At 41.2% G+C, this 26,185-nt stretch carries 28 protein-coding genes and 1 pseudogene; 9 read left to right on the forward strand and 20 right to left on the reverse strand.

The genetic code is table 11. The annotated features are described in order from the left end of the window. Positions 1 to 257: 257 nt before the first annotated feature. Together CDO84_RS12585 and CDO84_RS12590 are read left to right on the forward strand one after the other, a co-directional pair. The gene (locus CDO84_RS12585; RefSeq protein WP_040082365.1) at positions 258 to 965 is read left to right on the forward strand and encodes a YrpD family protein; all 708 of its coding nucleotides are present in this window, start codon (positions 258 to 260) and stop codon (positions 963 to 965) included. Between the two features lie 500 nt (positions 966 to 1,465). Continuing rightward, positions 1,466 to 2,167: a FadR/GntR family transcriptional regulator gene (locus CDO84_RS12590; protein ID WP_038829685.1), complete on the forward strand. Its 702-nt coding sequence runs from the start codon at positions 1,466 to 1,468 to the stop codon at positions 2,165 to 2,167. Between the two features lie 85 nt (positions 2,168 to 2,252). On the opposite strand, the gene CDO84_RS21425 is transcribed toward CDO84_RS12590, so the two are convergent. The 10 genes and pseudogenes from CDO84_RS21425 to csn all read right to left on the reverse strand — a co-directional run bounded on the left by CDO84_RS21425 (position 2,253) and on the right by csn (position 11,741). Further along, a complete protein-coding gene (locus tag CDO84_RS21425) occupies positions 2,253 to 2,402 on the reverse strand; it encodes a GapA-binding peptide SR1P (RefSeq protein ID WP_014664741.1) in 150 nt (49 codons plus the stop codon). A 240-nt stretch (positions 2,403 to 2,642) separates the two neighbouring features. Continuing rightward, positions 2,643 to 3,983 (reverse strand): MFS transporter, encoded by a 1,341-nt coding sequence (locus tag CDO84_RS12595; RefSeq protein WP_040082364.1) that lies wholly within the window; start codon positions 3,981 to 3,983, stop codon positions 2,643 to 2,645. Positions 3,984 to 4,171: 188 nt separating this feature from the next. Then, entirely contained in the window at positions 4,172 to 4,930 is a 759-nt protein-coding gene (locus tag CDO84_RS12600) for an SDR family NAD(P)-dependent oxidoreductase (RefSeq protein ID WP_014664743.1), read from the reverse strand. Positions 4,931 to 4,952: 22 nt separating this feature from the next. After that, positions 4,953 to 5,906, reverse strand: coding sequence for a transketolase family protein (locus CDO84_RS12605; RefSeq protein ID WP_014664744.1), 954 nt, complete (start codon positions 5,904 to 5,906; stop codon positions 4,953 to 4,955). Continuing rightward, entirely contained in the window at positions 5,903 to 6,739 is an 837-nt protein-coding gene (locus tag CDO84_RS12610) for a transketolase (RefSeq protein ID WP_014664745.1), read from the reverse strand. The genes CDO84_RS12605 and CDO84_RS12610 overlap by 4 nt, the downstream gene beginning before the upstream one ends. A gap of 521 nt (positions 6,740 to 7,260) precedes the next feature. Beyond that, a complete protein-coding gene (locus CDO84_RS12615; RefSeq protein ID WP_040082361.1) occupies positions 7,261 to 8,670 on the reverse strand; it encodes an MDR family MFS transporter in 1,410 nt (469 codons plus the stop codon). A gap of 118 nt (positions 8,671 to 8,788) precedes the next feature. Continuing rightward, positions 8,789 to 9,256: a MarR family winged helix-turn-helix transcriptional regulator gene (locus CDO84_RS12620; RefSeq protein ID WP_038829673.1), complete on the reverse strand. Its 468-nt coding sequence runs from the start codon at positions 9,254 to 9,256 to the stop codon at positions 8,789 to 8,791. Between the two features lie 302 nt (positions 9,257 to 9,558). Next, positions 9,559 to 10,314: a metal-binding protein ZinT gene (locus tag CDO84_RS12625; RefSeq protein ID WP_040082358.1), complete on the reverse strand. Its 756-nt coding sequence runs from the start codon at positions 10,312 to 10,314 to the stop codon at positions 9,559 to 9,561. A 152-nt stretch (positions 10,315 to 10,466) separates the two neighbouring features. Then, a pseudogene (locus tag CDO84_RS12630) lies at positions 10,467 to 10,709 on the reverse strand (sigma factor-like helix-turn-helix DNA-binding protein); the annotation flags it as partial. Positions 10,710 to 10,904: 195 nt separating this feature from the next. After that, a complete protein-coding gene (gene csn, locus CDO84_RS12635) occupies positions 10,905 to 11,741 on the reverse strand; it encodes a chitosanase (protein WP_040082357.1) in 837 nt (278 codons plus the stop codon). Between the two features lie 361 nt (positions 11,742 to 12,102). Between csn and CDO84_RS12640 the strand changes: the two genes are divergently transcribed. Both CDO84_RS12640 and CDO84_RS12645 read left to right on the forward strand, forming a co-directional pair. Continuing rightward, positions 12,103 to 12,375 (forward strand): CD3324 family protein, encoded by a 273-nt coding sequence (locus CDO84_RS12640; protein WP_255220428.1) that lies wholly within the window; start codon positions 12,103 to 12,105, stop codon positions 12,373 to 12,375. Between the two features lie 136 nt (positions 12,376 to 12,511). Next, positions 12,512 to 13,324, forward strand: coding sequence for an alpha/beta fold hydrolase (locus CDO84_RS12645; RefSeq protein WP_040082354.1), 813 nt, complete (start codon positions 12,512 to 12,514; stop codon positions 13,322 to 13,324). A gap of 287 nt (positions 13,325 to 13,611) precedes the next feature. On the opposite strand, the gene CDO84_RS12650 is transcribed toward CDO84_RS12645, so the two are convergent. From CDO84_RS12650 to CDO84_RS12660, 3 genes are all read right to left on the reverse strand, one after another. Then, positions 13,612 to 13,968, reverse strand: a complete 357-nt coding sequence (locus CDO84_RS12650) for an SH3 domain-containing protein (RefSeq protein ID WP_014664754.1) — start codon at positions 13,966 to 13,968, stop codon at positions 13,612 to 13,614. Between the two features lie 51 nt (positions 13,969 to 14,019). Beyond that, positions 14,020 to 14,379, reverse strand: a complete 360-nt coding sequence (locus CDO84_RS12655) for an SH3 domain-containing protein (RefSeq protein ID WP_040082353.1) — start codon at positions 14,377 to 14,379, stop codon at positions 14,020 to 14,022. Positions 14,380 to 14,829: 450 nt separating this feature from the next. After that, entirely contained in the window at positions 14,830 to 15,216 is a 387-nt protein-coding gene (locus tag CDO84_RS12660; RefSeq protein ID WP_040082352.1) for a VOC family protein, read from the reverse strand. A gap of 285 nt (positions 15,217 to 15,501) precedes the next feature. Between CDO84_RS12660 and CDO84_RS12665 the strand changes: the two genes are divergently transcribed. Genes CDO84_RS12665 through CDO84_RS12685 form a run of 5 tightly spaced genes read left to right on the forward strand, consistent with a single transcriptional unit; the run spans position 15,502 to position 17,818 of the window. Beyond that, positions 15,502 to 15,747: a hypothetical protein gene (locus CDO84_RS12665; protein ID WP_014664758.1), complete on the forward strand. Its 246-nt coding sequence runs from the start codon at positions 15,502 to 15,504 to the stop codon at positions 15,745 to 15,747. 17 nt (positions 15,748 to 15,764) lie between these two features. Continuing rightward, on the forward strand, positions 15,765 to 16,133 hold the full coding sequence (locus CDO84_RS12670) for a spore coat protein (protein WP_040082350.1): 369 nt from the start codon (positions 15,765 to 15,767) through the stop codon (positions 16,131 to 16,133). A gap of 18 nt (positions 16,134 to 16,151) precedes the next feature. Next, positions 16,152 to 17,288: a zinc-dependent alcohol dehydrogenase gene (locus CDO84_RS12675; protein WP_040082348.1), complete on the forward strand. Its 1,137-nt coding sequence runs from the start codon at positions 16,152 to 16,154 to the stop codon at positions 17,286 to 17,288. 18 nt (positions 17,289 to 17,306) lie between these two features. Next, positions 17,307 to 17,522, forward strand: coding sequence for a hypothetical protein (locus tag CDO84_RS12680; RefSeq protein ID WP_014664760.1), 216 nt, complete (start codon positions 17,307 to 17,309; stop codon positions 17,520 to 17,522). Further along, entirely contained in the window at positions 17,519 to 17,818 is a 300-nt protein-coding gene (locus CDO84_RS12685) for a spore coat protein (protein ID WP_040082347.1), read from the forward strand. Before CDO84_RS12680 ends, CDO84_RS12685 begins: the two co-directional genes overlap by 4 nt. Positions 17,819 to 18,051: 233 nt before the next feature. On the opposite strand, the gene sacC is transcribed toward CDO84_RS12685, so the two are convergent. The 7 genes from sacC to levR all read right to left on the reverse strand — a co-directional run bounded on the left by sacC (position 18,052) and on the right by levR (position 25,840). After that, positions 18,052 to 20,055, reverse strand: a complete 2,004-nt coding sequence (gene sacC / locus CDO84_RS12690) for a levanase SacC (RefSeq protein WP_231560774.1) — start codon at positions 20,053 to 20,055, stop codon at positions 18,052 to 18,054. Continuing rightward, on the reverse strand, positions 19,994 to 20,125 hold the full coding sequence (locus CDO84_RS21735) for a hypothetical protein (RefSeq protein WP_231560761.1): 132 nt from the start codon (positions 20,123 to 20,125) through the stop codon (positions 19,994 to 19,996). The genes sacC and CDO84_RS21735 overlap by 62 nt, the downstream gene beginning before the upstream one ends. 116 nt (positions 20,126 to 20,241) lie before the next feature. After that, on the reverse strand, positions 20,242 to 21,069 hold the full coding sequence (gene levG, locus CDO84_RS12695; RefSeq protein ID WP_040082343.1) for a PTS fructose transporter subunit IID: 828 nt from the start codon (positions 21,067 to 21,069) through the stop codon (positions 20,242 to 20,244). A gap of 22 nt (positions 21,070 to 21,091) precedes the next feature. Further along, entirely contained in the window at positions 21,092 to 21,898 is an 807-nt protein-coding gene (gene levF, locus CDO84_RS12700; RefSeq protein WP_040082342.1) for a PTS fructose transporter subunit IIC, read from the reverse strand. A gap of 16 nt (positions 21,899 to 21,914) precedes the next feature. Further along, on the reverse strand, positions 21,915 to 22,403 hold the full coding sequence (gene levE, locus CDO84_RS12705; RefSeq protein ID WP_040082340.1) for a PTS fructose transporter subunit IIB: 489 nt from the start codon (positions 22,401 to 22,403) through the stop codon (positions 21,915 to 21,917). Then, positions 22,403 to 22,843, reverse strand: coding sequence for a PTS fructose transporter subunit IIA (gene levD / locus CDO84_RS12710; RefSeq protein ID WP_014664766.1), 441 nt, complete (start codon positions 22,841 to 22,843; stop codon positions 22,403 to 22,405). Before levD ends, levE begins: the two co-directional genes overlap by 1 nt. Before the next feature lie 189 nt (positions 22,844 to 23,032). Further along, a complete protein-coding gene (levR, locus tag CDO84_RS12715; protein WP_040082338.1) occupies positions 23,033 to 25,840 on the reverse strand; it encodes a transcriptional regulator LevR in 2,808 nt (935 codons plus the stop codon). Positions 25,841 to 26,185: the final 345 nt, after the last annotated feature.

Below are 26,185 nucleotides of genomic sequence, written 5' to 3' on the forward strand. Positions count from 1 at the left end.
TATATTTTTCCCTCTCTTATCTCTCCCCCTTTTTTATATTGAATTTCTTTTAAGCACAAGCATATTAGAAATTTATAGTTAAATGTACACTTCATAGGGCATTATTTGAGATTACGAATCAACCGTTTGCCAGATCTATAAAGTCATAATGTGTAAATTCTGTGTCTATTTGCATGTTCATTATGGAATTTTTTTCATAATGTTTTATAATACTAGATGATAGCGTTTTCTAATTATAATAATAGGGGGAGACAATGATGATGAAAAAAGGACTGCTTGCGGGTGTGCTTACGGCAACCGTGCTTTTTGGCACATGTGCAGTAGATGTGCCAGGTATTATTAGCCCAAAAACCGCAGAAGCTGCATCACAGCTAACTGATGGAATCGGCGGGAGGGCTTACTTGAACAGCACCGGTGCCATTCTTGTTACGAAAATCCAGCTTCCTAGCTCCGTTCAAGTTTCAAATGGGACAGCCTACATCTACTCTGGCTTTAGCGGAGGCACAGAATCCGATATCGGGCTTCAGTACAGTGAAAAATATAATGTATGGAAACCATATATGAAAGTTGGTTCAAAAGGACAGGATCAGGTTCAGTACCTCGAAGGTGGAAGCCAATTCACGAATACGAAAGGTTTCCGTCCAGGCAGCACCGTACAACTTACCATCTACAAAAATCTTAACGGCAATACCCGCGCTACCTACTGGGGCACGAACAATGCGGGATACAACGGCCGTCTCATTTCAGAAATCAGCAAAACAAATGTCGGCTCCATCTCTAAATGGAAAGCACTCGCTACAGTTGCAACAACAGGGTCACGCCAATCTATCAAATCAAATTTTTCAACATCTTTTACAAACATCACCATCGACAACAAAGCAATAACACCTGTGATTGATACTCAAGATTTCGCTAAAGTAACAGTCTCAGGCAACAGTGTCAGTTTGTCCGTTGTGAAAAATTAAAACATGTTGAGCAACCAGTGCGGCAATGGGCTTTAAAGGGGCTTTAAAAGGCCCCTTTTTCATTTCAATTTAACAGTTAGCTTTGGTAAGCAGCCCGCCCGGTAGCCAAGACAGCTAACTGTTTGAACAGCAAAACTGCTTCAACGTATTAAGATCGAAGGCGGTTCTTTTTAAAAAGAATCACTTGTCTGTGTTCACCTTCTTTTCAGCTACATACTACGTGATAAGCGCGGAAAAAATTAAGGTTCCCCTTTACATTCTCTTCATTTGTTTTTTACATTTGTCTACTATGCATACCGCTCTCTTAAGGGATAAAAGTCATTGGACGGGCATCTCTTCTAATCAATCTTCTTTTGCTTTAATTCTCCTCTGATTTCCGTAGTATTAGTAAGCACAGAGGCTTTTAGTTCCCGATTACAGGAACATTTTGAGGAATAATTATTTTGCCCTTCAAATCTGAAAGGTATATAATAAATATACTTGTATGACAATTGAAAGGAATGATTTTTATTAAATTCAATCCTGTTTCCAATAAAAAATTATACATACAAATTTATAATCAGATCCTTTCGGAAATTCAGTTAGGTTCTTTTAAAGTAGGTGATAAACTGCCTTCAGAAAGGGAATTATGTGAGCAGTTTGGTGTCAGCCGCGCGCCGGTTAGGCAGGCTTTGAGTGCCTTGGAAATGAATGGGGTCATTTATTCGCGCCAGGGAGAAGGCGTGTTTGTTAAAAATACTACAATAACCAATGGGATTTCTGCTTCCATGGAGTCAGCATCTCCGGAAGATATTGTGGAGGCAAGAATGCACATTGAGCCTTTAATTATAAAATTTGCGGCTTTGAGAGCGACTGACGATGATATTCAGGAGCTTAGGAAGACAATAAAAAAAATGGAAGAAGAAACGATGTCTGGTGTGTACGTTCCTGAAACTGACGAACAATTGCATATGGGGATTGCGAAAGCATCACATAATGATTTATTTATTACCTTCATGTCCGCTATCACGAATGCTATGAAGCAGCAGGAAATGTGGCGGTTTATCCGTGACCGAACCGTTACTCGTTCAGAATACCGCGAAGTGAATTTTCAGGAACATAAACTGATTATTAAAGCAATTGAAGACCGTAACGAAAAAGAAGCTGTTGAGCGAATGACTGCCCACATGCAGAACTTATATGAACGATATTGGAAAAGCTAAACTCTGTTAGAACAAGTCCTTTATTAAAAAAATCTGGCGTATAGTGGCTACAATATGACCTCCATTTCTATACGCCTTTACCTACCTATTCTCCTTTTTGGTCTTCTGGTCCTAAACATCTTTGACAAATACCATATAAGACTTTAACACCTTCAGAACTATAAACTGTATCGATCACTTTTTCACACACCTGGCATACAATCGTATCTTGTTGCACTTTTGATTTCTGTACCATGGTTTTATTGCCTCCAATCATTTTTATTTCACAAATGCCCTCATCAAATCAAGGGCTTGATGGCCGCTTCCCCACAACGTCTGTGACCACAGCCCGAAATGACAGTATTCATTCCTGGATCATCCTTTCGCTGATTAACCCTAAATTTTATGGACACTTTGCAAGATTTTGAGTTTTCTATATTCAAAAAATGACTGTCGTTATGAACATCACCCATTGGCTCTTAATCACAAACCTTTTTCAACTAGACTTTTCAATGCTGGATTTATATGTGTCATTTTTTACTTTAAGCGCTTTTCCAGACTGTTTCACCAGAAATACAAGAATTAGAGAAGCTAGGATCATGCTCAAGCCTAAGAAAATCATACTTATATTAAAAGAACCTGTCATATCCTTAATATAACCGACAATGTATGGACCGAAAAATCCGCCAAGATTTCCGATACTGTTGATTAATGCTATCGCACCACCCGCTGCAGCTCCTGTTAAGAAAGAAGGCGGAATTGCCCAAAAAGGAGAATAGGCACCAAAAGCGCCGCATAACGCAATTGTTAAAAATACAAATGCTAATATAACACTTGAATTTGCTACATAGCTGCTAATGACCATTGCAACAGCACTGACAGTTAAACAAGCAGCTACGTGCCAGAGTCTTTCGTTTTTCTTGTCAGAATGATTTCCAACGAAAATCATAACCACCATAGCGCAGAAATACATAACGCCTAACAGCCAGCCCATCCCCTGTGTGCTTAGGGAAATCGTTTCAGATAATCCTTGTGAGATCGTCGGCAAGAACATATTAATGCCGTAATATCCAATCATCCAGCAAAAATAGCCGATCGATAGAATTAACACATCCCGATCTTTTAAGGCTTGAGCAAATGTATAGTGCTTTACCTGTTCTTTTTCCACCCTTTCTTTTGTTGTTACGTTAATAAGCCACCGCTTTTCATCTTTATTCAGCCATTTCACATCTTCGATTTTGTCATCTAGGTAAAAAATTGCAATTACACCAAGTATAAGTGCAGGAATCGCTTCTAAAATAAATAGCCACTGCCATCCAGATATATCAAGCCATTCAATTCCTAAGAGAAATGTAGAAAGCGGAGAACCCAATGCATTCGCCCCGGGGATGGCCAGCATAAATCCAGCAATTGCTTTAGCATGGTGTTTCGTTTGATAAAATCCACTCAAATAAAAGACCATACATGGATAAAAACTAGCTTCCGCAGCACCTAATAAAAACCGCGCAGTATAAAACTGCCATGGTTCTTGTACAAAAGCCATTAATATCGCGATGATGGCCCACGTGATCATAATCCGGCTGATCCATTTTCTCGCCCCGATTTTTGTCATGATAGCACTACCCGGAACTTCTAAAATGAAATAACCAAGAAAGAAGATCCCTGCTCCCAGTCCAAATACAGCATTTGAAAACCCTAGATCCTCATTCATCTGGAGAGCTGCAAAACCGATATTAACTCGGTCTAAAATCGCGATAATAAAACATAAGAATAAAAATGGAATTAACCGGATTGTTACTTTACGAGTGGTTGAACGCTCTAATGCTAATTGATCCAAAAAGACTCCCCCTTAACCCTAGTTTTGTCCTTCTAGGTGCTCCCTGTCCTAAGATAAAAGAATCACATTTTCTTCAAAAACAAAAGTTCTCCTCTCTTTGTTAAACGCTTACATTTTTCTCTTGTTTTGTTTCGTCTTTGATAGAAGAGGGTCAGGCATGTTTAACATACCTGCTCTGCATAGATCCACTAGTCCATGTGTGAACCGCCATTAATATCAATTTCTTCCCCTGTGATGTAGGCTGCTTCCTTAGTAGCCAAAAACGTAATTGCGGCAGCAATTTCTTCTGTTTCACCCGGGCGACCCATGGGGATATTATCAATGACTTTTTTCGCATCTTCTTCAGAAAGTGATTTCCAAATGTCGGTATTGATAAGGCCAGGCGCTACGCAATTCACAGTTATACCGTCCTTCCCTACTTCACGGGCAAGGTTTTTAGAAAAGCCTAATACGGCTGCTTTGGAAGCGGAGTAATGGGCACCGCCAAAAACGCCGCCGCCCCTTTTTGCAGATACAGAAGAAAGGTTGATAATACGGCCATATTGCTGCTTTTTCATTGTTTCTAAAACGGCTTGTGTGCACAAGAACAGCCCAAACATATTGACGTTGAATACTCTTGTCATATCTTCCAATGTCATATCCTGTACCGTTACTTTTTGAGAAATTCCTGCGTTATTCACTAAAATATCAATGCGCCCGAACTCTTCAAGTGTTTTGGCTATCATATGGTCAACTGATTCTTTATTCGTTACATTAACTTCTACACCAACCGCCCTCCCTCCGCTTTCTGTGATAGCTTCTACTGTTTTTAGAATACCTGTCTGATTCATATCTGCTACTACAATTGAAGCTCCCTGTTTGGCAAGAGTTAATGCAATGGTTCTGCCGATTCCTTTTTCAGACCCACTTCCTGTCACGATAGCTACCTGATCATTTAATGTAAACATGGCGTTCTCCCACTTTCATATTTTATCTTCTAAGCATATCCTTAGCCGTTTTTATAATATTTTCAATGGTAATGCCGTTGATTTCCAGCAGCTTCTCATAAGGAGCTGATTCTCCAAACCGGTCCTGCACTCCGATTCGTTTGACTCGGCCCCTCCCTTCTTCCGCTGCTACTTCACATATAGCACTTCCCAGCCCATTCAGGATGTTGTGATCCTCTACAGTCACGATATTGCCGATATCCAGACACTCTACCACGGCTTCTCTATCCAAAGGCTTGATTGTATGCATGTCTAAAAGTGTTGCATAAATCCCTTGCTCTTCTAGCTGTTTGACCGCTTCTAAGGCAAGGTATACTGTATCGCCATTCGCAATGATTGCGATATCTTTTCCGTGCTTTAATCGTTTGGCTTTTCCAATGATAAATTCTTCATTTTCGTCGTAAATAACCGGCACTGCGTCTCGAGTAAAACGCAGATACATTGGGCCGTACGTATTCGCTGCCCGCCTGATCAGTTTTCTAGTTGAGTGGTAGTCAGCACCCATGATCACAGTCATATTTGGGAATGATCTTAAGACGCCCATATCCTCAATCGCCTGGTGGCTCCCGCCATCGTTTCCCGGCGTTAGTCCGCCGTGTGAGCAGGCGATTTTCACATTCAAATTTGGATAGCAAACTTCTTGGCGAATTTGTTCCGCCATGCGCAGCGAACCGAAGACGGCATAAGTGCTTACAAATGGGATTTTACCTGTTGTCGCCAAACCTGCTGCCAGGCCGGCGCCGTTCTGTTCCGCAATCCCGACGTTCACATGCTGATGGGGGAGCTGTTTTATGAATTCTCCTGTTTTGCATGACTTGCCGATATCGATATCGATTACGTAAATATTTTTATTTTCTTTTCCCAATTGAACGATTTCATCACCGAAAGCTTCCCGCGTCGCTTTTTTCGTGATTAATGCTTTTTCGGTTTGGCTCATGATCTTAAACCTCCTGCCAGTTCCTCTAATGCTTGTTCGTATTCTTTCTCCTTTGGCGCTACTCCGTGCCATGAGCAGATATTTTCCATGTAAGACACGCCTTTGCCTTTAATCGTGTCTGCTACAATGCATTTCGGCTTTCCATTTTTCGTTTTTGTTACGATGTCTAATGTCTCTACAATCTCTTCCATCGAGTGTCCATCAATTCGCTTTGTTTCAAAACCAAATACTTCGAACTTTTTCTCGATGTCTTGAAGTGGCATTACTTCATCACAGAATCCATCAATTTGCAGACGGTTATTGTCGACAAAAACAATTAAGTTATCAAGGCTATATTTCACTGCTGTTTGAACCGCTTCCCAAATTTGTCCTTCTTGGCATTCTCCGTCACCAACCATAGCGAACACCCGGTAATCTTTGTCGTCCCGTTTTCCTGCAAGCGCCATACCGACACCGCAGGAAAGCCCTTGGCCTAGTGAGCCAGTTGAAATATCGATCCCTGGACATTTCTTCATATCAGGATGCCCTTGAAAAGGCGAGCCGTACTGCCTTAATTTGTATACGCTTTCATAAGGGACAAAGCCTCGCAGCGCTAAAGCAGCGTATTGAATAGGCGCCACATGGCCTTTCGATAAGACAAAACGGTCCCGGTCTTCCCACTTGGGATTTTTGGGATCTATTTTCATTTCTTTAAAATAAAGGGCTGTGATGATATCAGCAGCAGATAATGAACCTCCTGGATGCCCGGACTGCGCTTCGTAAATCATTGTTACCGCTGTTTTCCTAAGCTCAATGGCTTTCTCTTGGAGTTCCGCAATACTTATTTCTTTCACTCCGATCACCTCAGTCATTATTAAGATAGAAACACGAATACTCAGTTACTTGTTCACTTGTATTACAAGTAACTTATGAGAACACTATACAATTCCTGAAAGCGTTTGTCTACCGTTTTTTGAAAATTTAAAATTAAATGGATTAAAGCTCAAATACTTAACATCTAGCTTGGTTCCATTTCAGATTGTCATAAGTACACTACGCCAATGTCAACTGGTTATTACCCTTAAGATCTTTTTTGAGCAAATCCACTCAATTATTAGAAAGGACGACACCTTCATATCAAAATAAGCTAGATCAATGTACTAAATCGGAAAAAATGAGATGTTACATGTGAAGGGAGTAAAAGTATGAAGAGGCTTGGAATGTCTATAACCAGGCCTCTTTTTTCTTTGTATCTTGGGCTGGGTAACGGCGCTGCTTCTGCTAACCTCTTACCGCGAAAGATTAATCAGTCTCATAAACGCTTCCAGCACATTAAATATGATACAAACACACCAATCCAACAATTTCTATTTCTCTATTTAGCTTTTTTATGTGTAAGGAATAGACTCGGAATGAAGATGGTGGCAAGGATAACTGCAGAAACTAAGAATCCGGCATGGTAACCTTTTAAGTCATTCGCAATCGTTGGTTGTAATCCTTGCATGACAGTTGCGACCACAGTGGCGATAACAGCCGTACCAAAGCTCGAACCAAGATTTTCAATAATATGAATACCGACACCTGCTTCTGGAAGCTGTTTGCTGCCAAGCCCTGTATAAGCATCACTCGTCAATGGAAGCATAATTCCTCCAAAACTGGTCCCACGGATGAATAATATGATGGAAATCCAAATCATACTCGTTTTATCGGTGATAAAGATAAGTGGAATAGACCCGATAAGCGAAAGAACAAGACTGGCCATAACGACGTATTTCGCACCGATCCGATCAATCATTTTTCCAATCATTGGCCGAGTAACAAGCATCCCGACTCCTTGGGGGATTAATGCTAGCGCAGCTTCGATTGCCGTGAAATGACGGAAGTTTTGAAAGAACAATGGAAGTATTAACATGGGTCCCATGACGGCAATATTCGCTAATAATAACCCGACGCTGGATGCTAAGAAGTTTTTGTGTGCAAACAAATTTATGGGGAGTACGGTTTGATTTTTTCTGATTCGGTTATATACGATGTAAATTACAGCTAGAGCGAGGCCGATGCCCGTCCATAGGATTGTTTCGCTATTGTTAAATGATACATGGTCCGCTGCTTTCGTAATTCCGTATATCATTGCTGCACTCATTAAGGATAAATTGATAATTCCAAAAATATCAAGTTTGCTATTTTTGTTGAATGGCTCAAAGTCTGGAAGAGTTTTCATCATCAGTGGTGCAGCAATCAAAACGATGAACACGTTGATGAAGAAAATCCAATGCCATGATGTAGCTTGGACGATGAAGCCCCCGATTACAGGTCCTAAGATTGGGCCCAAAATCATTGGTGTGCTGACAATAGCCATCACTTTACCTATATGTTCTCGGCCTGCTGTTTTAACCAATAGCGTTGACATAAGCGGGGTAATAATTCCAGCGCTAAACCCTTGAAGTAAACGGAATAAGATAAAGCTAGAAATATTCCAACTAACACCAGCGAAAACAGAAGTTACACCAAAGGCGATGACTGCACCGATTAAGATTTTCTTTCCGTTAAATTTGTTCATAAGCCAGCCGGATACAGGAACTGCAATAGCAAGGGCTAAAACATAACCTGTAATGGACCATTGAATGGTATCCAACGTCGCGCTGAAATCTTTATTTAATTTGTCAATGGCGATGTTTACCATAGTTGAATCAAGCATTGGAGCAATTGCTCCAAGTGCAATTGCCCAGGCAGCCGAGAGAATTTCTTTCGATAAGCCTGATTTCTTTATTTGATCTTTTGACATATTATTCTCCTCTCAGAAACCATTTTGTTTCCTTGTCAACAAAATTAAGAATAAAAAAAGACAGCCCATTCACAATAGAGTTGGGCTGACTTTGGTTTCTTTATTCTATTTATCCGATTTAATTAACAGCTATTCCCTGTTTCTTTATTTCAGTATCCAAATGCCTGCTGTACTTTTCCACGAAGCTAAGCATACTGTCAAATTGTTCTTCGGTAACTTGTTCAAAAACGACTTTGTCCCGTTCTCGAAACTCTTTATGGAGTTCCTCATGGATGTTATAAATTACTTTGCCTTGCGCAGTAAGCCTAAAATAAATTTCTTTTTTATTATCCGGCTTCTGGTAGCTTTCAATAAGGTCTTTTTTTATCAGTTTCTTAGTTAATTTACTTATGGCACCTCTCGTCATATAAAGGGACTCCGCAAGTTTTCTCACATTGCTATCAGCATTTTTCCCAATGGATTCAATACAATGTACTTCAGAAGGCTTGTACCCCTTCAAACTGTCTTCCATCTTAGACTTATTAAGCAACACCATCTTGTTAAATAAGTCTCTGAAATTCAATATGAGCTGTTCTTCTTTGTTCATGGCCTGCCCTCCCACCAGTTGGTGCACTAGCCATATTATATTCATTTTTTGTTTCTATTTCAACAAAATGAGAAAATGATAACTAGTAACATCAGGGCAGTCCCTTGACTTTTAATTGGATGCTGTCGGGCTTATAGACCACCTTAATTTAGAACTCACCGTCGGCGGAGAGAAGAAATGCAAAAAACTAAAGAGGACAAAAAGCTGCTGGCGAAGGGTCAGCAGCTAATACAGGGGCGTATAAACATTTCATTCCATACTTTATGATAAAAGAGCACCATACTTCATAGAATAATCATCATTTAATGAGCCATCATCTCATGGGCAATATCGTGCCCATCCATTTTTGACGGGTAGTAGGTAGGCCAGTTTTTGACTTCATCAAGTAAAGCTTCACGATCATCACCCCAATAGAGATGGTAATGACTAGCTTTAGTCGGATAAATACTATGATCGCTAAACTGGATATACTGAGGAAGCCCTTCCGCTTTTTTAGCTAGTTTGAATATGTACCTTACCCCCCTATTGCCCGCATCATATGTTAGAATTTCGTACCCGTCATACGTATACTTACCAGAATATTCTTTTCCATTTTTAAAGAAGGTTACAGTTTCTTTGTGGATTACAATACGGTCAACATCTGTTTGATAACCTTTTTTATAATACTCTTTATAATCTTTAGCTGTCTTGTCGCCTTCGTGTTCTGATTTATATGAAAACACTTCGTCAAGAGTACCATCTTGCAGGTATGGATATACAGATTGCCAATCTCCTTCCCAATCAGAAAGTGGGCGATCCTTTACTTGGCTGTTTTTAAAATAGCCTTCATACATTTTTTCTGTTTCTTTATCATGCGCATGACTATGATCGTGAGAATGTTCATGTGTGTGACTTTCAGATGTGTGCTCTTGCGCTTTGGAAGAGTTTTCTTCAGCTGCTGAGGATGATGTTGTTTGATTAGACTCACCTTTAGATGAATCGGAAGTCTGACATCCTGCCAATACGAGTAATGAACCTATAGCTAATATACCTAACCTCTTTGCAAATAAAATCTTCATTCCAACACTCCTTTTTATTAAATCGAAAACGTTACGATTTATATTATACATCTATCTCTTGCCTACATCAACGGGAACTTCATCTACCTATTTCAGAATCGTATCTGGCAGCGGATGGCCATTTAAATTAGAAAACTGACTTTGTTCATCAGTTATTCCTTTACAATACGAAAGTCTACGATATTTCCATATCGATCCGCTTCAATATGACAGCATCCCTCAAGCAGCTGTTTTCATTTTCCCCTTCCGCGTTGTACCCTTGATTTTGCTCCCGAGTAAGAAATGCCGAGCTTTTCACTCAGCTCTTTTTGTGATAACCCCTGATATTCAGTTAACTCGAGCGCCTCTCGATACTTTTCAGGCAACCGTTTGATGGTCGATCGAATACACACAGTATCTTTAACGGACCTGGAGGAGAAACACCTGAAGCATACGCCTGGTGATACATTCATTACTTGATACTGACATTTTTCTAAAATATTTATGCTGAACGATCATATATAGGAAAGACAAGAGCTTGTTTGTCTCTTGTCTTTTTCACATCATGGGGAGAATGCAGCGGCAAGAAACGATGCCGCTTTATTCAATGCTTATTTGATTACGAAATGACCGTATTCCTTTGAATGAACCTGAATTGGTCCGTTTAGATTGTAGTTGTTCTCCTTGGCGATAGAGCGGAGCACGTCCACACGGGCAACCGACTCTCTCCACTCGTCACGGGTGTCATGATTTGCCGGATTCATCAGATCGTCATAGCGTACGTCCAAGAATTTATTTAACCACTTCTTCTCGTCTATTCCGTCTTTTGGTGACCCGCCCGCTTTTTTGTTCGTACGTTTAATCAAGGCATAAAAGGAGTCAGGATCATCACCATCGCCATGCTGAATAACCGTATCGTACATTACAGCTCTTGCCAATGCTGTTTTTAGTCCGGCATTATCCGATCGTTTCATGGCAGGCTGATAATACAAACGGTCATTTACTTTGTCTTGGGCAGCGCGAAATTCCTTATCATTTGCAAGCGACTTCCAGGCAGAAGCGAAGCCCTTAAGATTGCTTATGTCATCGCTTTCTTCCTTGGCCAGACGGCGCAATTCAGGCAGGTACTTTTTCAGTTTGTTATTCGGAACTGCCTTTGTGTATTCTTCCACCACTTCCAATGCATCCCCTGTAGCCGTTGTAAAACCTGCCCGTCCGCATGTATAGCCTCGCCCGTCACCCAATGGCTCGACATATCCATATTGGATCTCCGTCGTGCCGTTTTCGAAGATACTTGTCAGCTGTTCCGCCCGGCGCTTTTGATCTTTATTCAGTCCCGCCGCAAAAACCGTTTCGCTCATCATCAGGGTAAAAAACATGGTGAAAACAAGTAATGAGATTGCTGCCTTTTTCCAGAAGCCCGCTTTTTTCTTCAAACTGATATTCATTTCATTGCCTCCTTCTAAATATTGTAAATCCAGACTTAGTATACATGAAGAGGCTGTCCTATTGTTGAAAATACATTGTTTTGTCAATATTTTGAATCCAAAGTAATATAACTTGAATGTTACTCTTTTCAAGATGCCATAAAGCTTTACTCTAATTTATAATGGAAATGATCATCGAAAATAGGTAAGGAGGTGATGTAAATGGCAAGCAAGATGAGAATGCCAGATTCCGCAACGTCCCATGCAAAGCCTATTATTGGGAAGGCGATACTTTGCATGGGGTAGACTTTCTAAAAGATCGCCCAAGTAAGCTTTTCTGATATAGTGGCTTTGCACCTTATTTAACATAAAAAATAAGGAGCTGGCAGAAATGGCATATGTAAAAGCAACCGCTATTTTACCTGAAAAGCTGATATCGGAAATTCAAAAGTATGTTCAAGGAGAAACAATATATATCCCTAAACCTGAAACCTCTCATCAAAAATGGGGCGCGTGTTCAGGAACAAGAAAGCTGATCGATGACAGAAACGCTTCTATTAAAAAAGCATTTAAAAACGGCAAAACCATTCATCAATTATCTGAGGAATATCACCTCTCTGATGAAACAATAAAAAAAATTGTCTACTCTAAATAAACCAAACGGAAGCACTGATGAAATATAATCAGTGCTTTTTATATGGCGAGTTTGTTTCTTAGTTATTTCCTGCATATGATTCCATTGGCTCATTGTGTAAAGTTAAGGGAGATGAGAAGAAAGGAAGGTTTTACAAATGACGATATACAATGGAACGTTGCAAGTACCCGGCGCCAACATCCACTATCAGGCGCGGGGCACAGGTCCAATCATTCTTTTGGTCCACGGCGGAGGCGGTGATGCCGACAAGTTCCATCATGTTGCCAATCATCTGGCTAACTGGTACACGGTTGTTACTTACGATCGCCGCGGCCATTCCCGCAGCAATCTCGCCCATCAGGTTGAGAATTACCGTGTGGAAACACACAGCGACGATGCTCACCGTCTTCTAGCTAAAATCACCAATAAGCCGGCCTATGTATTTGGAAGCAGCTCCGGTGCTGTTATAGGGCTTGATCTGTGCATACGCCACCCTGAACAAGTACGTGTCATGATCTCACACGAACCAATCCTATTGCAGCTTCTGCATGGAAATGAGCTGAAACAAGCCGAGCAATTCATGGAGGATCTTAAGAAAAATCATCGAGGTGAAGTCACGAAGTTAATAGCAAGATTAGAGATTGACGAACAATCAAAGAATGTCCTGACAAAACGGCTCCTCGGCAATTCAACGTATTTCACTGATTATGAAATTCAAGGAATTCTCAACTATACATTAGATATCGAAGCATTAAAAACTGTGTTTACATCTGCATCGGTGAAGATAATCCCAGCTGGCGGAAGTGCTTCACGGGAGCTTTTTCCTTATCGCTGCGCGAACGCCCTAGCAGAACACTTGGAAACAGAATTGGTTGAATTCCCCGGAAATCATACGGGGTACACCATGCATCATAAAGAATTTTCTGAGAGGTTACACGACATGTTAGAAAAAAATAAACATACGGGTTAAGGATAGATTAAAATTTTCATAAAAGGACCAAGAGAACTTTTCAATAACGAGAACGGCAATGTGAGATGTTCCCTATCTTAATTTCGTATTTTAGAGCATTAGATACAACCCTAAAGCGGCTGGTTATATTGTCCTCACCAACAACCAGTGTCTAACATCATGAAGCTACTTTGAAAATCACCACAAATGCAGGAATAGAAGACGCAAGCATAGCAAAAACCATACCAACTATTGTGATTGGTATGGTTTCTCTCTGATAGACCCTTAAGAGGGAGATCCGTATATCGCTAGTTGCATTTGTAACCGACTGGGCCATCTGAGCCTGTGTACACATACGTGTCAGACACATATCCAATATTTACGATCCCCCGGGAATCTTTCCATTGGATTTGGTCCCAAATATTACTCGTTCCATACTTCCCAGTCACTGTTGTTCCATAAGCATAACAATAATAAGGAACACGGGAGCCGCTCGGAATGGAAAGCATAATAGGATAATTTGTACCTGGACCGCTGCGCATATTTACAGGCGCACCGCTGCTTGTTGAGACAGTAAAGTACTGAACGGCAAGCGCTTGACTGGAAAAAATGAATAATGATGCAATCATAACGGTTAACATACTGAGCATTTTCAGTTTAGTCAATGTCATCCCTCTTTCTTCAATTTCTTCATTTTGAGAATCGATAGAACAATGCTACCAGCTGCATTTAGGAACAACCGGACCGTCTGAGCCTGTATACATATAAGTATCAGAGACAAAACCAGGAACGATCTCGCCGCTTGCAAGCGTCCGCTCTGTGTAATTCCAAATATTACTCGTCCCATACTTTCCAGTTACAGTTGTACCGGTTTTGTAGCAATAGATCGGGATGCGGGTTCCGCTCGGAATGGTCGTTACAATTCCCCAACTTGTACCTGGGCCGCTGCGCATATTTACAGGCGCACCACTGCTTGTTGAAACCGTATAATACTGAGCCGCAAGTGCATGACTAGAAAAAACGAACAATGATGCGATCATTACCATTAGCATACCTAGTCTCTTTAGCTTATTCATCTTATACCCTCCCCTTATTGATGCCGTACGTTTAATTTACTTCAATCCAGTTAAGGATCTACTTTTAGAACACAGGCCCCCTCCCCTCCCATATATGTATCAATGTACCATAAACTAGATCTTTCAAAAGTGGAATTATTCCTATGTTTTCGACAATTAAAGATACAAAATAAATGGCAGTCAGGCTTGATATTAAGGACTTGGATCATGCGATTCATTTCCACCAATTAACTCTATCCGTGTACTGCTGCCTTGTATCCGCGCTTCTCCTGGATTCGTGGATACTTCTCCTATTTCATCTAATAAAAACGAACACCAAACAAACCAGCGTAAATGCTGTAAGTTCAGTGTTCAAAGGGTGTGATGGCTCTGCTTTCTTTTCTAGAACGTATATAAAAAGGATAAGGTACGTTATCAAAGGCTGATTCTATCATTTTGCAAGTCGAAAAATCATAGCATTTTATATATTTCAATCAGGTTATGATCTGGATCTCTGAAGTGAGCGACTCGGGCACTCCATTCCTTGCGATCATGAGGTTTATTCACACATTTCGCTCCTTTTTTGTGTAAATCGTCATACGTTTTATCAACATCTTCTACCTGAAACTGAAGCAAAAATTTTGATTGAGCATCTCCTTCTAAAGATTGTTTTTCCTCTCCAACGATTTCAGCCATCGTTTCTCGGGATAATAGCTCTATTTTCGTTTCTCCATTATCAAAGAGTGCATATTCCATTTCATTCTCTAACCAACTTATCGGAAGTCCTAATGTATCTTTATAAAACTCGACGCTTTTCTTAAAATCGTTCACCAAAAGTCTAATTTGCAGCAGCTTCATATTGTGTGCCTCCTATAAAAAATACTTTTTACTGGTCATACATTTTAATGATACAAAAAGAAACCTGACAGCATGATGTCAAGTTTCCATAAAAAACTTCACTCGTCTTTTAGGTTCAAAATATACTTACCATTTAAGGTGCAGTTTATTATATGTCATGAGAAATTACGCTAACGAGCAAAAACAGCGCTTCTACATCAACAAAAAATGATACCAAATGTTCTTTCTGTATGCTTCAACTTCATTTCGGGAAATGTAACGTTGATAAAAGGAGGTTGCATCAATATGGATCAGCAAACATTAGCAGCTCACGAGGCTGTAGATCTACATGAAATCGTGAACTTTAAAACACTTTGTATAGCGAAATCAAAGTTAATGCAAGGACTTGTGTTTGACCAAGAACTGAAGGACTTGATGCAAAAAGATGTACAGCAATCCATTCAAGACCTTACTGAATTACAAGCGGTTTATGAGCGTGCCTCATTTCAGGCCCCTGTCCCTCAAAGCCGCCCAACGCCAATCATCAATTGAAAGGAAGGTAGGCCTCTTTGAATAATGATCATTTAGATCCTATTAATTCGCTAAATGTGCCTGAACTTGCAGACACTACATTCGCGATGGATTTTCTCATACGAGTTAAGGAAGGCGTACGGAATACTGCTGTAGCTTTGACAGAAACCGCGTCACCAGATGTAAGAGCCCTGTTGCGGAAACAGCTGATGCAAGGAATTGCGATGCACCAAGAGATTACAGAACTGATGATCAGCAAAAAATGGTTCTATCCATATGAGCTGAGCGAACAGTATAAGCTGGATCAGCTCTCTGCAAAAAACACGATCATGGTCGGCAATATGAACCTCTTTCCTGATGAAACAAATCGAAAAGGGATGTTTGACCGGACACCTGATGAACACTAATACTGGAGGTTTGACAGCATGAAGGCAGTAACGTATCAAGGCATCAAGAATGTTGTGGTCAAAGATGTCCCCGATCCAAAGATTGAAAAATCCGATGACATGATTATAAAGGTCACCAGTACAGCCATTTGCGGATCAGATTTACATTTAATCCATGGATTCATTCCTAATCTGCAAGAAGACTATGTCATCGGCCATGAACCGATGGGAATCGTTGAAGAAGTTGGGCCAGGGGTTACAAAGGTCAAAAAAGGTGACCGCGTCATTATCCCTTTTACAATCGCCTGCGGGGAATGTTTTTTTTGTAAAAACCAGCTAGAAAGCCAATGTGATGAGTCTAATGAAAATGGGGAAATGGGTGCTTATTTCGGATATTCAGGGCAAACTGGCGGTTATCCGGGCGGCCAAGCCGAATATTTAAGAGTGCCCTTTGCGAATTTTACCCATTTTAAAATTCCTGAATCTTGTGAGGAGCCTGATGAGAAATTAAGCGTGATAGCCGATGCCATGACCACTGGCTTTTGGAGTGTTGACAATGCCGGCGTGAAAGAAGGCGATACAGTTATCGTTCTCGGCTGCGGACCAGTCGGCCTGTTTGCTCAAAAGTTTTGTTGGCTAAAAGGCGCTAAACGCGTCATAGCAGTTGACTATGTAAACTATCGCTTACAGCATGCGAAACGTACAAACAAAGTAGAAATCGTTAATTTTGAAGACCATGAGAATACAGGGAATTATTTAAAGGAAATTACGAAAGGCGGGGCGGATGTAGTCATTGACGCTGTTGGGATGGATGGGAAAATGAGCGATCTCGAGTTCCTAGCCAGCGGATTAAAGCTTCATGGCGGAACGATGAGTGCATTGGTCATTGCTTCTCAAGCTGTTCGCAAAGGAGGAACCATCCAAATTACAGGTGTGTACGGGGGCAGATATAACGGTTTTCCGTTAGGAGATATCATGCAGCGAAACATCAATATACGCTCTGGACAGGCTCCTGTAATCCACTATATGCCGTACATGTTTGAACTCGTATCAACGGGCAAAATTGATCCGGGAGATGTTGTCAGCCATGTTCTGCCGCTTAGTGAAGCCAAGCATGGCTATGACATTTTTGATGCAAAAATGGATGATTGTATAAAAGTTGTGTTAAAGCCTTAAAAAACGGAGGTGACAGAAATGGAATACGCCTTACATGAACTGCTTGAGGTCCAGGAAATGACTGCTTTCAAGACCCTCTGTTTGACGAAATCTAAAACAATGAAAGCATTGGTATCTGATCCGAAGCTTAAAGAAATCATGCAGCAAGACGTTGACATCACAACCCGACAGCTGCAGGAATTTGCCTCTATTTTATCTAATGCAAAGCAAGTTGAGGAGATGAGTGAAAAATGAATCCTATCATTGAATATCTAACAGGCATGAACGTTCTGACAGACCAAATCATTGCTATGGACTTATTAATTTCAGCAAAAAACGGAGTCAGAAATTATGCGATGGCAGCCACTGAAGCCGGAACGCCTGAAGTAAAAGAGGTCCTTATCCGCCATTTGGAAGAAGCACTCGATATGCATGAACAACTCTCAAGCTATATGATGGAAAAAGGCTGGTACCATCCTTGGAATACTGACGAACAAGTCAAGCTACATTTGAAAAATATTGATACAGCGATTCAATTGCCAACCCTTTAACATACAATGACTGATTTGCTGAGGAACAGTATTGATAGACCAAAACTGCTCCTCAGCTTCTGTTGTTCAAGTCGCTATGAACAGTGTTTTTCATCTTTCGGGCCTCATGAGTGTAAACAGATTAACGTTGATACGGATTTTCTAAGATGATTTGGAAGCATGTAACCGCGAATCATTATTTTGTTGAAATAACGAGAAGGCACAGATTGTTCAGGTCTGTGCCTTCTTAAAAATTAAGACTTCTTGTTTACATTCTGAAAGACAGCAGTCGCGTCCCACACATTCAAACCAAATTGGCCTTCTGAAAATGTGGAATCATTGGTATCAATCACAAGACGATCATCTAAATAAATTGTAAAACGATTACCGTTGGCCTCTGTTTTTAGATGATACTTTTTATTAACATCTATCGGCGTTTTGTATTCAGCAATGACAGAAGCAACACCGTTCTCAAATTTAAAGAATTTCACCAGGTCATGTTTCGCATCCACGTTGGCAAGATAACCGTTTTTGGCATCTTTGTCAGAGCGAAACATGAGTGCTCCCGCCCCTCTTCCGTTTCCATCCTTTATGGTGATATCAGATTCATAAGTGAAGTCTGACCCGGATGCTGAAGACAAGATAAAGGAATCGCCATCCGACCGCCCTTGTTTTCCCTCAATTGTGTCGGCCCACGTGCCATTTACCGTTGTCCAGCCGGTTACATTGGACATAAAAGGTGACGTGCCCCATACCTTTTTTAAAGGGTGAATCCTTAAAGATTTTATCTTTACATCTCCATTTGCAGCATATAATTCAAGCCCTTTGCTTGATCGATCTGGGAGAATGACATCTGTTATGACCTGCTGTCCGTCATTCCCAAATACTTCAACCGAGGAGCGGTCAACAAAAATGCGCATCTTAACCTTTCCATTTACCGGCTTCAGCGGTGCTGTTTCTTTTCCGGTGTCAAAGGCCGGATTAAAGGTGACGTTGCCCGACTTGCTCCGGTCAACGAACAGTTTGCCGTTCCTTCGGTCATAGCCGACTTTCGTAAATTGCTTTTCTCCTGTTCGGACCTTAAAACCAAATTCAACAGCTGAACCAGGGCTTACTTTAAATTCTGCATTTATTTCATAGGCATCTCCAGATAGCCCCGATAACACATTATGACTTGCAGGCGATATGGTCAGATTCTTCCACTTCTTAGAGGTCCCGCGAATGGCTTCCAGCTCTTTTACTGGTGTTTGGATTACTCTAACCCCTTCAGTAAGCGCTTTCAATTTTAACTCTCTTGGAATAGACGTTGCACTTCTCCATGGAGATGTCGGAACATCATTCGCATATTGCCAATTGCTCATCCAACCTAACCAAAGCCTCCGGCCGTCTCTGGATGGAATATCGGACCAGGATACAGCTGCGTAAAAGTCTCTGCCGTAATCCGTCCAAAGAACTTTGTCTGATGGGTTTTCATTTTTAAAATGAGTCCCATCAAAGTCCCCTACGAAATATTGCATGCCTGATCCTCCCGAAACCGCTCCGTTTCCGACACTGACTTGCAAGACCCATTTTTTTTGATTCGGTTTGCCATCTACCGGTAACTCAAATAAATCCGGACATTCCCATACTCCCCCGTGGCTTCCTTGTCCCTGTCCAAATTCACTTGCATACGCCCACTGCTTCAGATTTTTTGATGTATACATGAGAATTCGGTCACCAGCTGCCAGTACCATCACCCACTTTTTCTCTTTCTCATACCAAAAGACTTTTGGATCGCGAAAATCTTTTTTACCCGGGTTTGGAATGGCAGGGTTGCCTGCGTATTTCGTCCATGTTCTGCCTTTGTCATTGCTATAGGCAATACTTTGCACTTGATGGCCTTCCCGATCCTGTGTATAAATGGCCACAAGCGGCTTCTCTTTGCCTGTTTGAAAACCGCTTGTGTTATTTTTATCGACAACTGCGCTTCCAGAAAAGATCGTGCCTTTTTCATCCGGATACAGCGCAACAGGAAGGTGCTCCCATGTAACCAAATCTTTGCTGACGGCATGCCCCCAATGCATGGGCCCCCACTGAAGGCCGTAAGGATGGTATTGATAGAACAAGTGATATTCCCCCGCATAATATACCATTCCGTTTGGGTCATTCATCCAGTTTGCTTCCGGTGTGAAGTGATATTGAGGACGGTATTCCTCATCATAGTAGCTTGAATCGGCTGCATCCGCCGAAAATGCCATAGTCAACAGCAGGGTGAACATGATCATGACTTGAATAAGTCTCTTTTTCATTTGTTCCTTCGCTCCTCTCTTCATGTTTAAACACTTTCAAGAGAGACTGCTGCGCAAGCTGGTCCGTTTCTGGAAATTCTCTTCTGTTTCGCTGTTATCCGAATCATTTATATCTTAAAAGACTGCTGCAGTTTCTCTCTTCTTCCTTCACACAGCTTATGCTAAGAATCCAGCCCAATACCCGAGAATCCCGATGATAAAGATGCCGCAAATAATGAGAAGAGGGTTCACTCCTTTGCGCAGCATCCAAGCCACCAATAACGTTAATCCGAGCGGCAGCGCACCCGGCATAATGCTGTCTAACACATTTTGTACCGTTTGAACATCTACTTTGCCGCTTTCATCCTTAATCCTGGATACAACGATTGGAATGTTGATGGTGGTCCATTTGGACACGAGGGCCCCCATAACAAATAACCCGAGAATCGAAGCACCCTCTGTAAGCTTTTGAATGCGATTCCCCGCTAAATCCTGAAGAATCTCCATTCCTTTCACATAGCCATACTTTAATCCGTAATATTTTGTGCTTAATCTTATGGCATTCAGCAAGAAAAAGAATAGCAAAGGGCCGGCAATGTTTCCTCCTAAAGCAAGAGAGGCTCCTAAGGCAGCTAAGACCGGGCGAATCGTTCCCCAGAAAATGGGGTCGCCTACGCCCGCTATTGGTCCCATCAAACCGATTTTCATTCCGCTTATCGCTTTTCCATCAATTCCTTTATTGTTCGCCATTTCTTCTTCCATGGCTGCCGTCACGCCAAATATAGGCGCTGTCAGCCACGGATGTGTATTAAACCATTCCAAATGGCGCTGCAAGGCTTCGTTTCTTTTCGCTCCGGGAGCGTACAATTTTTTGATCGCCGGTATCATGACGTAACAATATCCCATTGCCTGCACACGTTCGAAGTTAAAGGAACCGAGCAAAAAATTTGAACGAATAAACATGCTGAAAATTTCTTTTTTCGTTAATCGTTTTTCTTTCTCCATTTTTTTCTTCCCCCCTCATCGTTTAGGCATCAAGATCATCATCGTCATCATAAACAGCAACACTGCCACTGTCTGATGCGGCCGCGACTGCTCCGTGAGCGCTTTGTTTTTGCATCATCTGCTGGTATAAAAGCGCCAGACAAAGACCAAGGGCTCCGAATCCCACTAAGTTAAAATCGGTAAACGCCGCTAATAAGAAACCGATATAGAAAAATGGCTTTAAATAAGGAATATTCATCATATTGATCACCATGGCATACCCGACAACCACAATAATGCCTCCGCCTATTTGCAGTCCTTTTGTAATGACATCAGGAATATTTCCAAGGAACGCCTGAACAGCGCTGACACTAATTAAAGCAACAATCAGTGTAGGAATCATGACGCGCAAAGCTTGAAACACCATCGCGGTAATATGCATAATTTCAATTCCTTTTATATTTCCTTCTTTTGCATATTTGTCAGCGCGGTGAATGAAAAAGACAGTGATCGTCCGAACAAAAATCGTCAGCGCCTGACCCGCAGCTGCCAAAGCAACAGCGACAGCAATCCCTTCGCCAATTCCCTGATCAGCTGTAATAACTAAAATGGTTGAGATGACAGAGGCGATCGCCGTATCAGGCGCCATGGCAAGCCCGACGTTCATCCAGCCGAGCGCCATCAGCTCCAGTGTGCCTCCAAGAATAATTCCCGTTTTTAAGTCCCCCAGCACCAAGCCAACTAGCGTGCAGGCCACAAGCGGCCGGTGTGTCTGCCCTTCATCCAATACACTTGCGATTCCGGTGATTGCTGCAATGACTAACAACAAAATAATTTGTAATGAAGACATATTCTCATCCCCTTGATTATTTTGTTACGTTCCGTAATATCTGTACAAAATCTTCACTGGCATCTGAAGGCAGCTGCCTTAATTCCAGTTTCACGCCCTTGTCACTTAATGTTTCAAATGCCTTTATATCTTGCTCTGTGACACTGACTGATTTTGTGATTTGCCTGCGTTGATTTTCAAAACGCATTCCCCCGACGTTTACGGTTTTGATCGGTACGCCTGCTTCTATGAGGGATACGATATCGGACGGATTTTCAAACAAGAGCATTGCTGTTACTCCTTCATAGCGCGGACTATGAAAGGCTTTTGCCATTTTAGAAACAGAGACGGCACTCGCCTTAACATTTGAAGGCGCAACAGATAGGATCAGCGTTTTTCTCATTTCATCCTGAGCAATATCATCGGAGACAACGATGATTCGGTCGGCCGCATGTACTTTAATCCACCTTGTCAGGATTTGGCCGTGAATAAAGCGGTCATCAATTCTTGTTAACACAATGTTCATCATAGTTCATCCTCTCTTGTATCTTGATTGGCTGTTTTTACTTTTTCTAAATGTTCACTGCACACCTGAAAGCTTTGCTGACTCATCGCTTTTAAGTTGTTCAGCAAAGCTTTGAGAGCCAGATGTTCTCTCAAGCTTAATACCTCCAGCAAAATCGGCAGGTTTACGCCGGCTGCCATATCCATTCTTTGATCCTCAGCAATGATGGAAGCTGCCGCGTTATATGGCGTCCCTCCAAAAATATCGACTAAAAAAAGCACTTCATGTTCTTCCGGAATGTCCTTGAGCGCCTGATGATATTTTTCCTGCAGCGTTTGAATCCCTTCCCCTTTAAAAAACGGCACTGCAATCAGGTTGTTTTCTTCACCGAATATCATCCCTGAAGACTCTTTTAATGCTATGGGAAAATCTCCATGACCACTGATAATAACTGAAATCATATCTATTGCTCCTTTCCTGTTTTGTACACCCATATATAATGCAAGGATCGTGCCAACACATTTGTGTTAAGCGTTTTCATTGATATTTCAGCCAATCGCAGTTTGTTGTTGAAACACTTAAAACGAAAAAAATAAACCTGTATTAAAATGGTGTTTCATTTAATACAGGTTCATATGAAAAAACTGGTTTTAAAACAGATGGCCATGCACTTCTTCAGCAAATATGGCGGCTATAAATAATTTTTCATCATCACTTATGCGAAGTCCGAGCTTTTCTTCATAAGGGGCTAGTGTCCGCTCTGTGACGTTCACCATTTCCTTCAACTGATCATTAATTTCTTCTTCCTCCGAGAAAGCGATCGGATTCTGCTTAATTACCCTTTCAAAGGCGAAAGCTGTATGCATAATGACTTTGATCAAAACGGCATTATTGAAAATGACACCCAGCTCATCTTGAACGGTTTGCAGCCACTCTACTAACATTTCGGTTACATGATGGGGATTTAAGAAGACAAGATACTTTTTCAAGCTATCCTCGCAAAGCTCCCTGACAATAATATTTGCTTCATTTAATCCATTGCTCAAGGGAATGCTTCCTTTCGTAATCGCCTGTTGAATCAGCTTCTCTCCCTCCCCTTCAATTAACACTTCTAAGGATACATGCGGAGCATTCATTTTAGGGTCTTTCGTTCCAACTGTGGCAAGGATTTCATACTCTTTTTCGATTTCTTTTATGCTGTTGGCCAGTTTAATCGATGATACGGTCAATATGTGAATCGGAGTATCAGAGGCCTTGTTTACGATCGTGGTTAAAATGTCTTCCAGCTTTTTGGCCGTTCCGCTGCCTGTCGTGCAGATGGATACCAAAGCCTTCTTTTTGCCGGCTGCCGCTGGCTGGCGCTCCCATAACTCGATAAAATCCTTCGTAACCGATTGATAGATCGCATGCAAATTCAAATTCAAATAGTTGACCTTTCTGACAGCATCCAGCACCATTGAGGTCGTAACATTGCTGATCGTTTTGATGGCAATGCCAGTCTTTTCCTCCAGCCTGCTTTCCAGCATCGCAAGCGAGCCCATATCTACCAGCATTAATACACCTTCGCCTTCATCAACCTGTTTCATTTTTTCTGCTACGCATTCAAGAATGTCCGAAGGTGAAACAGAAAGCGGCATATCGACTGCTGCAATTGGCGTGCTCCCTAATAGTTCTGTCGCAACTTCAACCATTGAACTCGCCGTGCTGTTTCCATGAGCAGCAACGATAATACCGACTCTTTTGTTCTCTTTTAACGATTTGATCGAATGAATTAACATCGTTAAGTAGATGACTTCTATTTCAGGAATAGCCACTTTAAAATATTCCTGCATTTTATCTTTAAAAATCATCGCCACCCGATATTCTTTCACGTGCGTATCACGAATTTCATCCGTCTCCTGTGTATTTAAAACATCAATTTGCTTTCCGCGCTTTAAAAATGCGTCAATATGCATACTCAAAAAATAAATAAATTTACGGTCAAATGTGCAATCCAGTTCATGTTCAGCTATTTCTTTTAACTGTTTTGTCATTTGAATCACGTCATCTTCAACGAATGTCAGCAGGCTGTCCTTTTGAAAGGCTTGATGATGAAAAAAACTTCTGACATGCAAATGGACATCAGTCAAGATGTATTGGTTAATATCCTTTTTGGATAAACCTTCTTTCATAAGCGTTTTTACTTTTTCCTCGATCAAATGATATAAGTTAAAGGAGAGGTCTTCGTCAATTTTTGTTGTTTCATCTTCTACAATCGGAGAGATAATCGTTGTAATATTGACGTATTCGGAAATGGCTTTGCTTCTTTGCATGTTTTTGCTGCTGGACATCCATTCTTGCTTGATTTCATCAGGCAGATCCCGAACCGTCAGTTCAATAACCTCATTTCTGTCAAGGTTATGCAAAAAACCGTGTGCGCAAACTAACTGGACATTTGATTTCAGCTGTCCGACATTCCCAAATTTCGCGGAATGAATAAGCGCATTATAGACATCGATGTGCACACTGAGATTCTTCTTAATCCGCTCTGCTTCTTTCCCTAATAAAAACGTTGTCAGCTCCACTCTTTCTTTAAGCGATCGCTCTTCAAGCGAAGGAATATGAATGGTCATTGGGATTCTTCGCAAAAATGTTTTCAATAGGGCAGAACTCGGATTTTCTGTAGTCGCACAAATAAACAATACGTTCGATGTTCGTTTATGTTCAGATTCTCCAAGCCTGTTATAAGAACCGCTGTCAATAAAATAAAACAGCATCTCCTGTCCCTCAGGAGGGAGACGGTGGATTTCATCCATAAACAGAATGCCCCCATTGGCCTGTTCGACTAAACCTGCCTTATCCTCGGCGGCACCTGTAAATGAACCTTTTTTGTGTCCGAATAATTGAGAAAGCAATAATTGAGGGTTGTTGTAGTAATCTGCACAGTTAAATGTAATAAATGGTGCGCCGGCCTTCAAAATGTCAGAGTATATGGCAAACTGGTAAATTCGGTTCGCAAAAAGGGATTTACCGGAACCAGTCGGCCCTAGGAGGAGCATATGCAGACCGTTAGGCGGATAAAAGACAGCTGCTTTTGCCTGGGAGATCGCTTTTTTCAAACTCCCTTTTGCCCCAATCATAAGCTCTAGAGGATTCGTGGAAATGTGTTGATGATTCTGTTTTAAATCCCCAGAAAACACCTTAAGGTCTTTCACTTCCATCATCCCTGTATCCCATTTCTCGCTGAATACCTTTTCTGCTATCTCGACTGGGATGTAGCGCACAGGAAACGTTTTAATTTTGATGACCTTTTTGGTCCGGACAAGATTGTTCAGCTCAAAGCTGACATTGGACCGCTCCATTTTCAACTGCTCAGCAATTTCCTTTGCTGAATTCCCTTGTATTTTTAAAAGATGATCTAAGGTTGAATCATGAAAATTATGCATGAGCTGATGGTATATTTTATCTATTCTTTTCACATCTATCATCCTTTGTCCTTATTAGATAAGCCTTTAACAAGAATATTCCGAATTTTATTGTCCGCCTTGAGATGATCTGCTTCGTTCAAAAAGGTCTCTATAGCAGATTGACAAAGCTGATTTTTATGCGTATATGTTTACATTTTGAACCATTTGAATCTCATCTTAGTATGATAGATTCGCAGTTCTTGAGGGCAAGTCCCCTTCAAAAGTAATAATCAGTAAACAGTTTATCATTCTTGAGGAATGTAATGATGTCAAAATCATCAATGACAAAAAATGAACCTTATAGCTCAGGACAAATTTCCTAAATACCCCCGGGAGATTTATTCACAATTAAAAAGG

The sequence above is a fragment of the Bacillus sp. MD-5 genome (genome assembly GCF_002201875.1).
Taxonomy (GTDB): domain Bacteria; phylum Bacillota; class Bacilli; order Bacillales; family Bacillaceae; genus Bacillus; species Bacillus stercoris.

Bases quoted from the DNA above. Each gene is read 5' to 3' on its own strand.
- CDO84_RS12585 (WP_040082365.1), top strand. From the start codon at position 258: ATGATGAAAAAAGGACTGCTTGCGGGTGTGCTTACGGCAACCGTGCTT.
- CDO84_RS12590 (WP_038829685.1), top strand. From the start codon at position 1,466: ATGATTTTTATTAAATTCAATCCTGTTTCCAATAAAAAATTATACATA.
- CDO84_RS21425 (WP_014664741.1), bottom strand. From the start codon at position 2,402: ATGGTACAGAAATCAAAAGTGCAACAAGATACGATTGTATGCCAGGTG.
- CDO84_RS12600 (WP_014664743.1), bottom strand. From the start codon at position 4,930: ATGTTTACATTAAATGATCAGGTAGCTATCGTGACAGGAAGTGGGTCT.
- CDO84_RS12605 (WP_014664744.1), bottom strand. From the start codon at position 5,906: ATGAGCCAAACCGAAAAAGCATTAATCACGAAAAAAGCGACGCGGGAA.
- CDO84_RS12615 (WP_040082361.1), bottom strand. From the start codon at position 8,670: ATGTCAAAAGATCAAATAAAGAAATCAGGCTTATCGAAAGAAATTCTC.
- CDO84_RS12620 (WP_038829673.1), bottom strand. From the start codon at position 9,256: ATGAACAAAGAAGAACAGCTCATATTGAATTTCAGAGACTTATTTAAC.
- CDO84_RS12625 (WP_040082358.1), bottom strand. From the start codon at position 10,314: ATGAAGATTTTATTTGCAAAGAGGTTAGGTATATTAGCTATAGGTTCA.
- csn (WP_040082357.1), bottom strand. From the start codon at position 11,741: ATGAATATCAGTTTGAAGAAAAAAGCGGGCTTCTGGAAAAAGGCAGCA.
- CDO84_RS12645 (WP_040082354.1), top strand. From the start codon at position 12,512: ATGACGATATACAATGGAACGTTGCAAGTACCCGGCGCCAACATCCAC.
- CDO84_RS12655 (WP_040082353.1), bottom strand. From the start codon at position 14,379: ATGAATAAGCTAAAGAGACTAGGTATGCTAATGGTAATGATCGCATCA.
- CDO84_RS12660 (WP_040082352.1), bottom strand. From the start codon at position 15,216: ATGAAGCTGCTGCAAATTAGACTTTTGGTGAACGATTTTAAGAAAAGC.
- CDO84_RS12665 (WP_014664758.1), top strand. From the start codon at position 15,502: ATGGATCAGCAAACATTAGCAGCTCACGAGGCTGTAGATCTACATGAA.
- CDO84_RS12675 (WP_040082348.1), top strand. From the start codon at position 16,152: ATGAAGGCAGTAACGTATCAAGGCATCAAGAATGTTGTGGTCAAAGAT.
- CDO84_RS12680 (WP_014664760.1), top strand. From the start codon at position 17,307: ATGGAATACGCCTTACATGAACTGCTTGAGGTCCAGGAAATGACTGCT.
- CDO84_RS12685 (WP_040082347.1), top strand. From the start codon at position 17,519: ATGAATCCTATCATTGAATATCTAACAGGCATGAACGTTCTGACAGAC.
- sacC (WP_231560774.1), bottom strand. From the start codon at position 20,055: ATGTTCACCCTGCTGTTGACTATGGCATTTTCGGCGGATGCAGCCGAT.
- levG (WP_040082343.1), bottom strand. From the start codon at position 21,069: ATGGAGAAAGAAAAACGATTAACGAAAAAAGAAATTTTCAGCATGTTT.
- levF (WP_040082342.1), bottom strand. From the start codon at position 21,898: ATGTCTTCATTACAAATTATTTTGTTGTTAGTCATTGCAGCAATCACC.
- levE (WP_040082340.1), bottom strand. From the start codon at position 22,403: ATGAACATTGTGTTAACAAGAATTGATGACCGCTTTATTCACGGCCAA.
- levD (WP_014664766.1), bottom strand. From the start codon at position 22,843: ATGATTTCAGTTATTATCAGTGGTCATGGAGATTTTCCCATAGCATTA.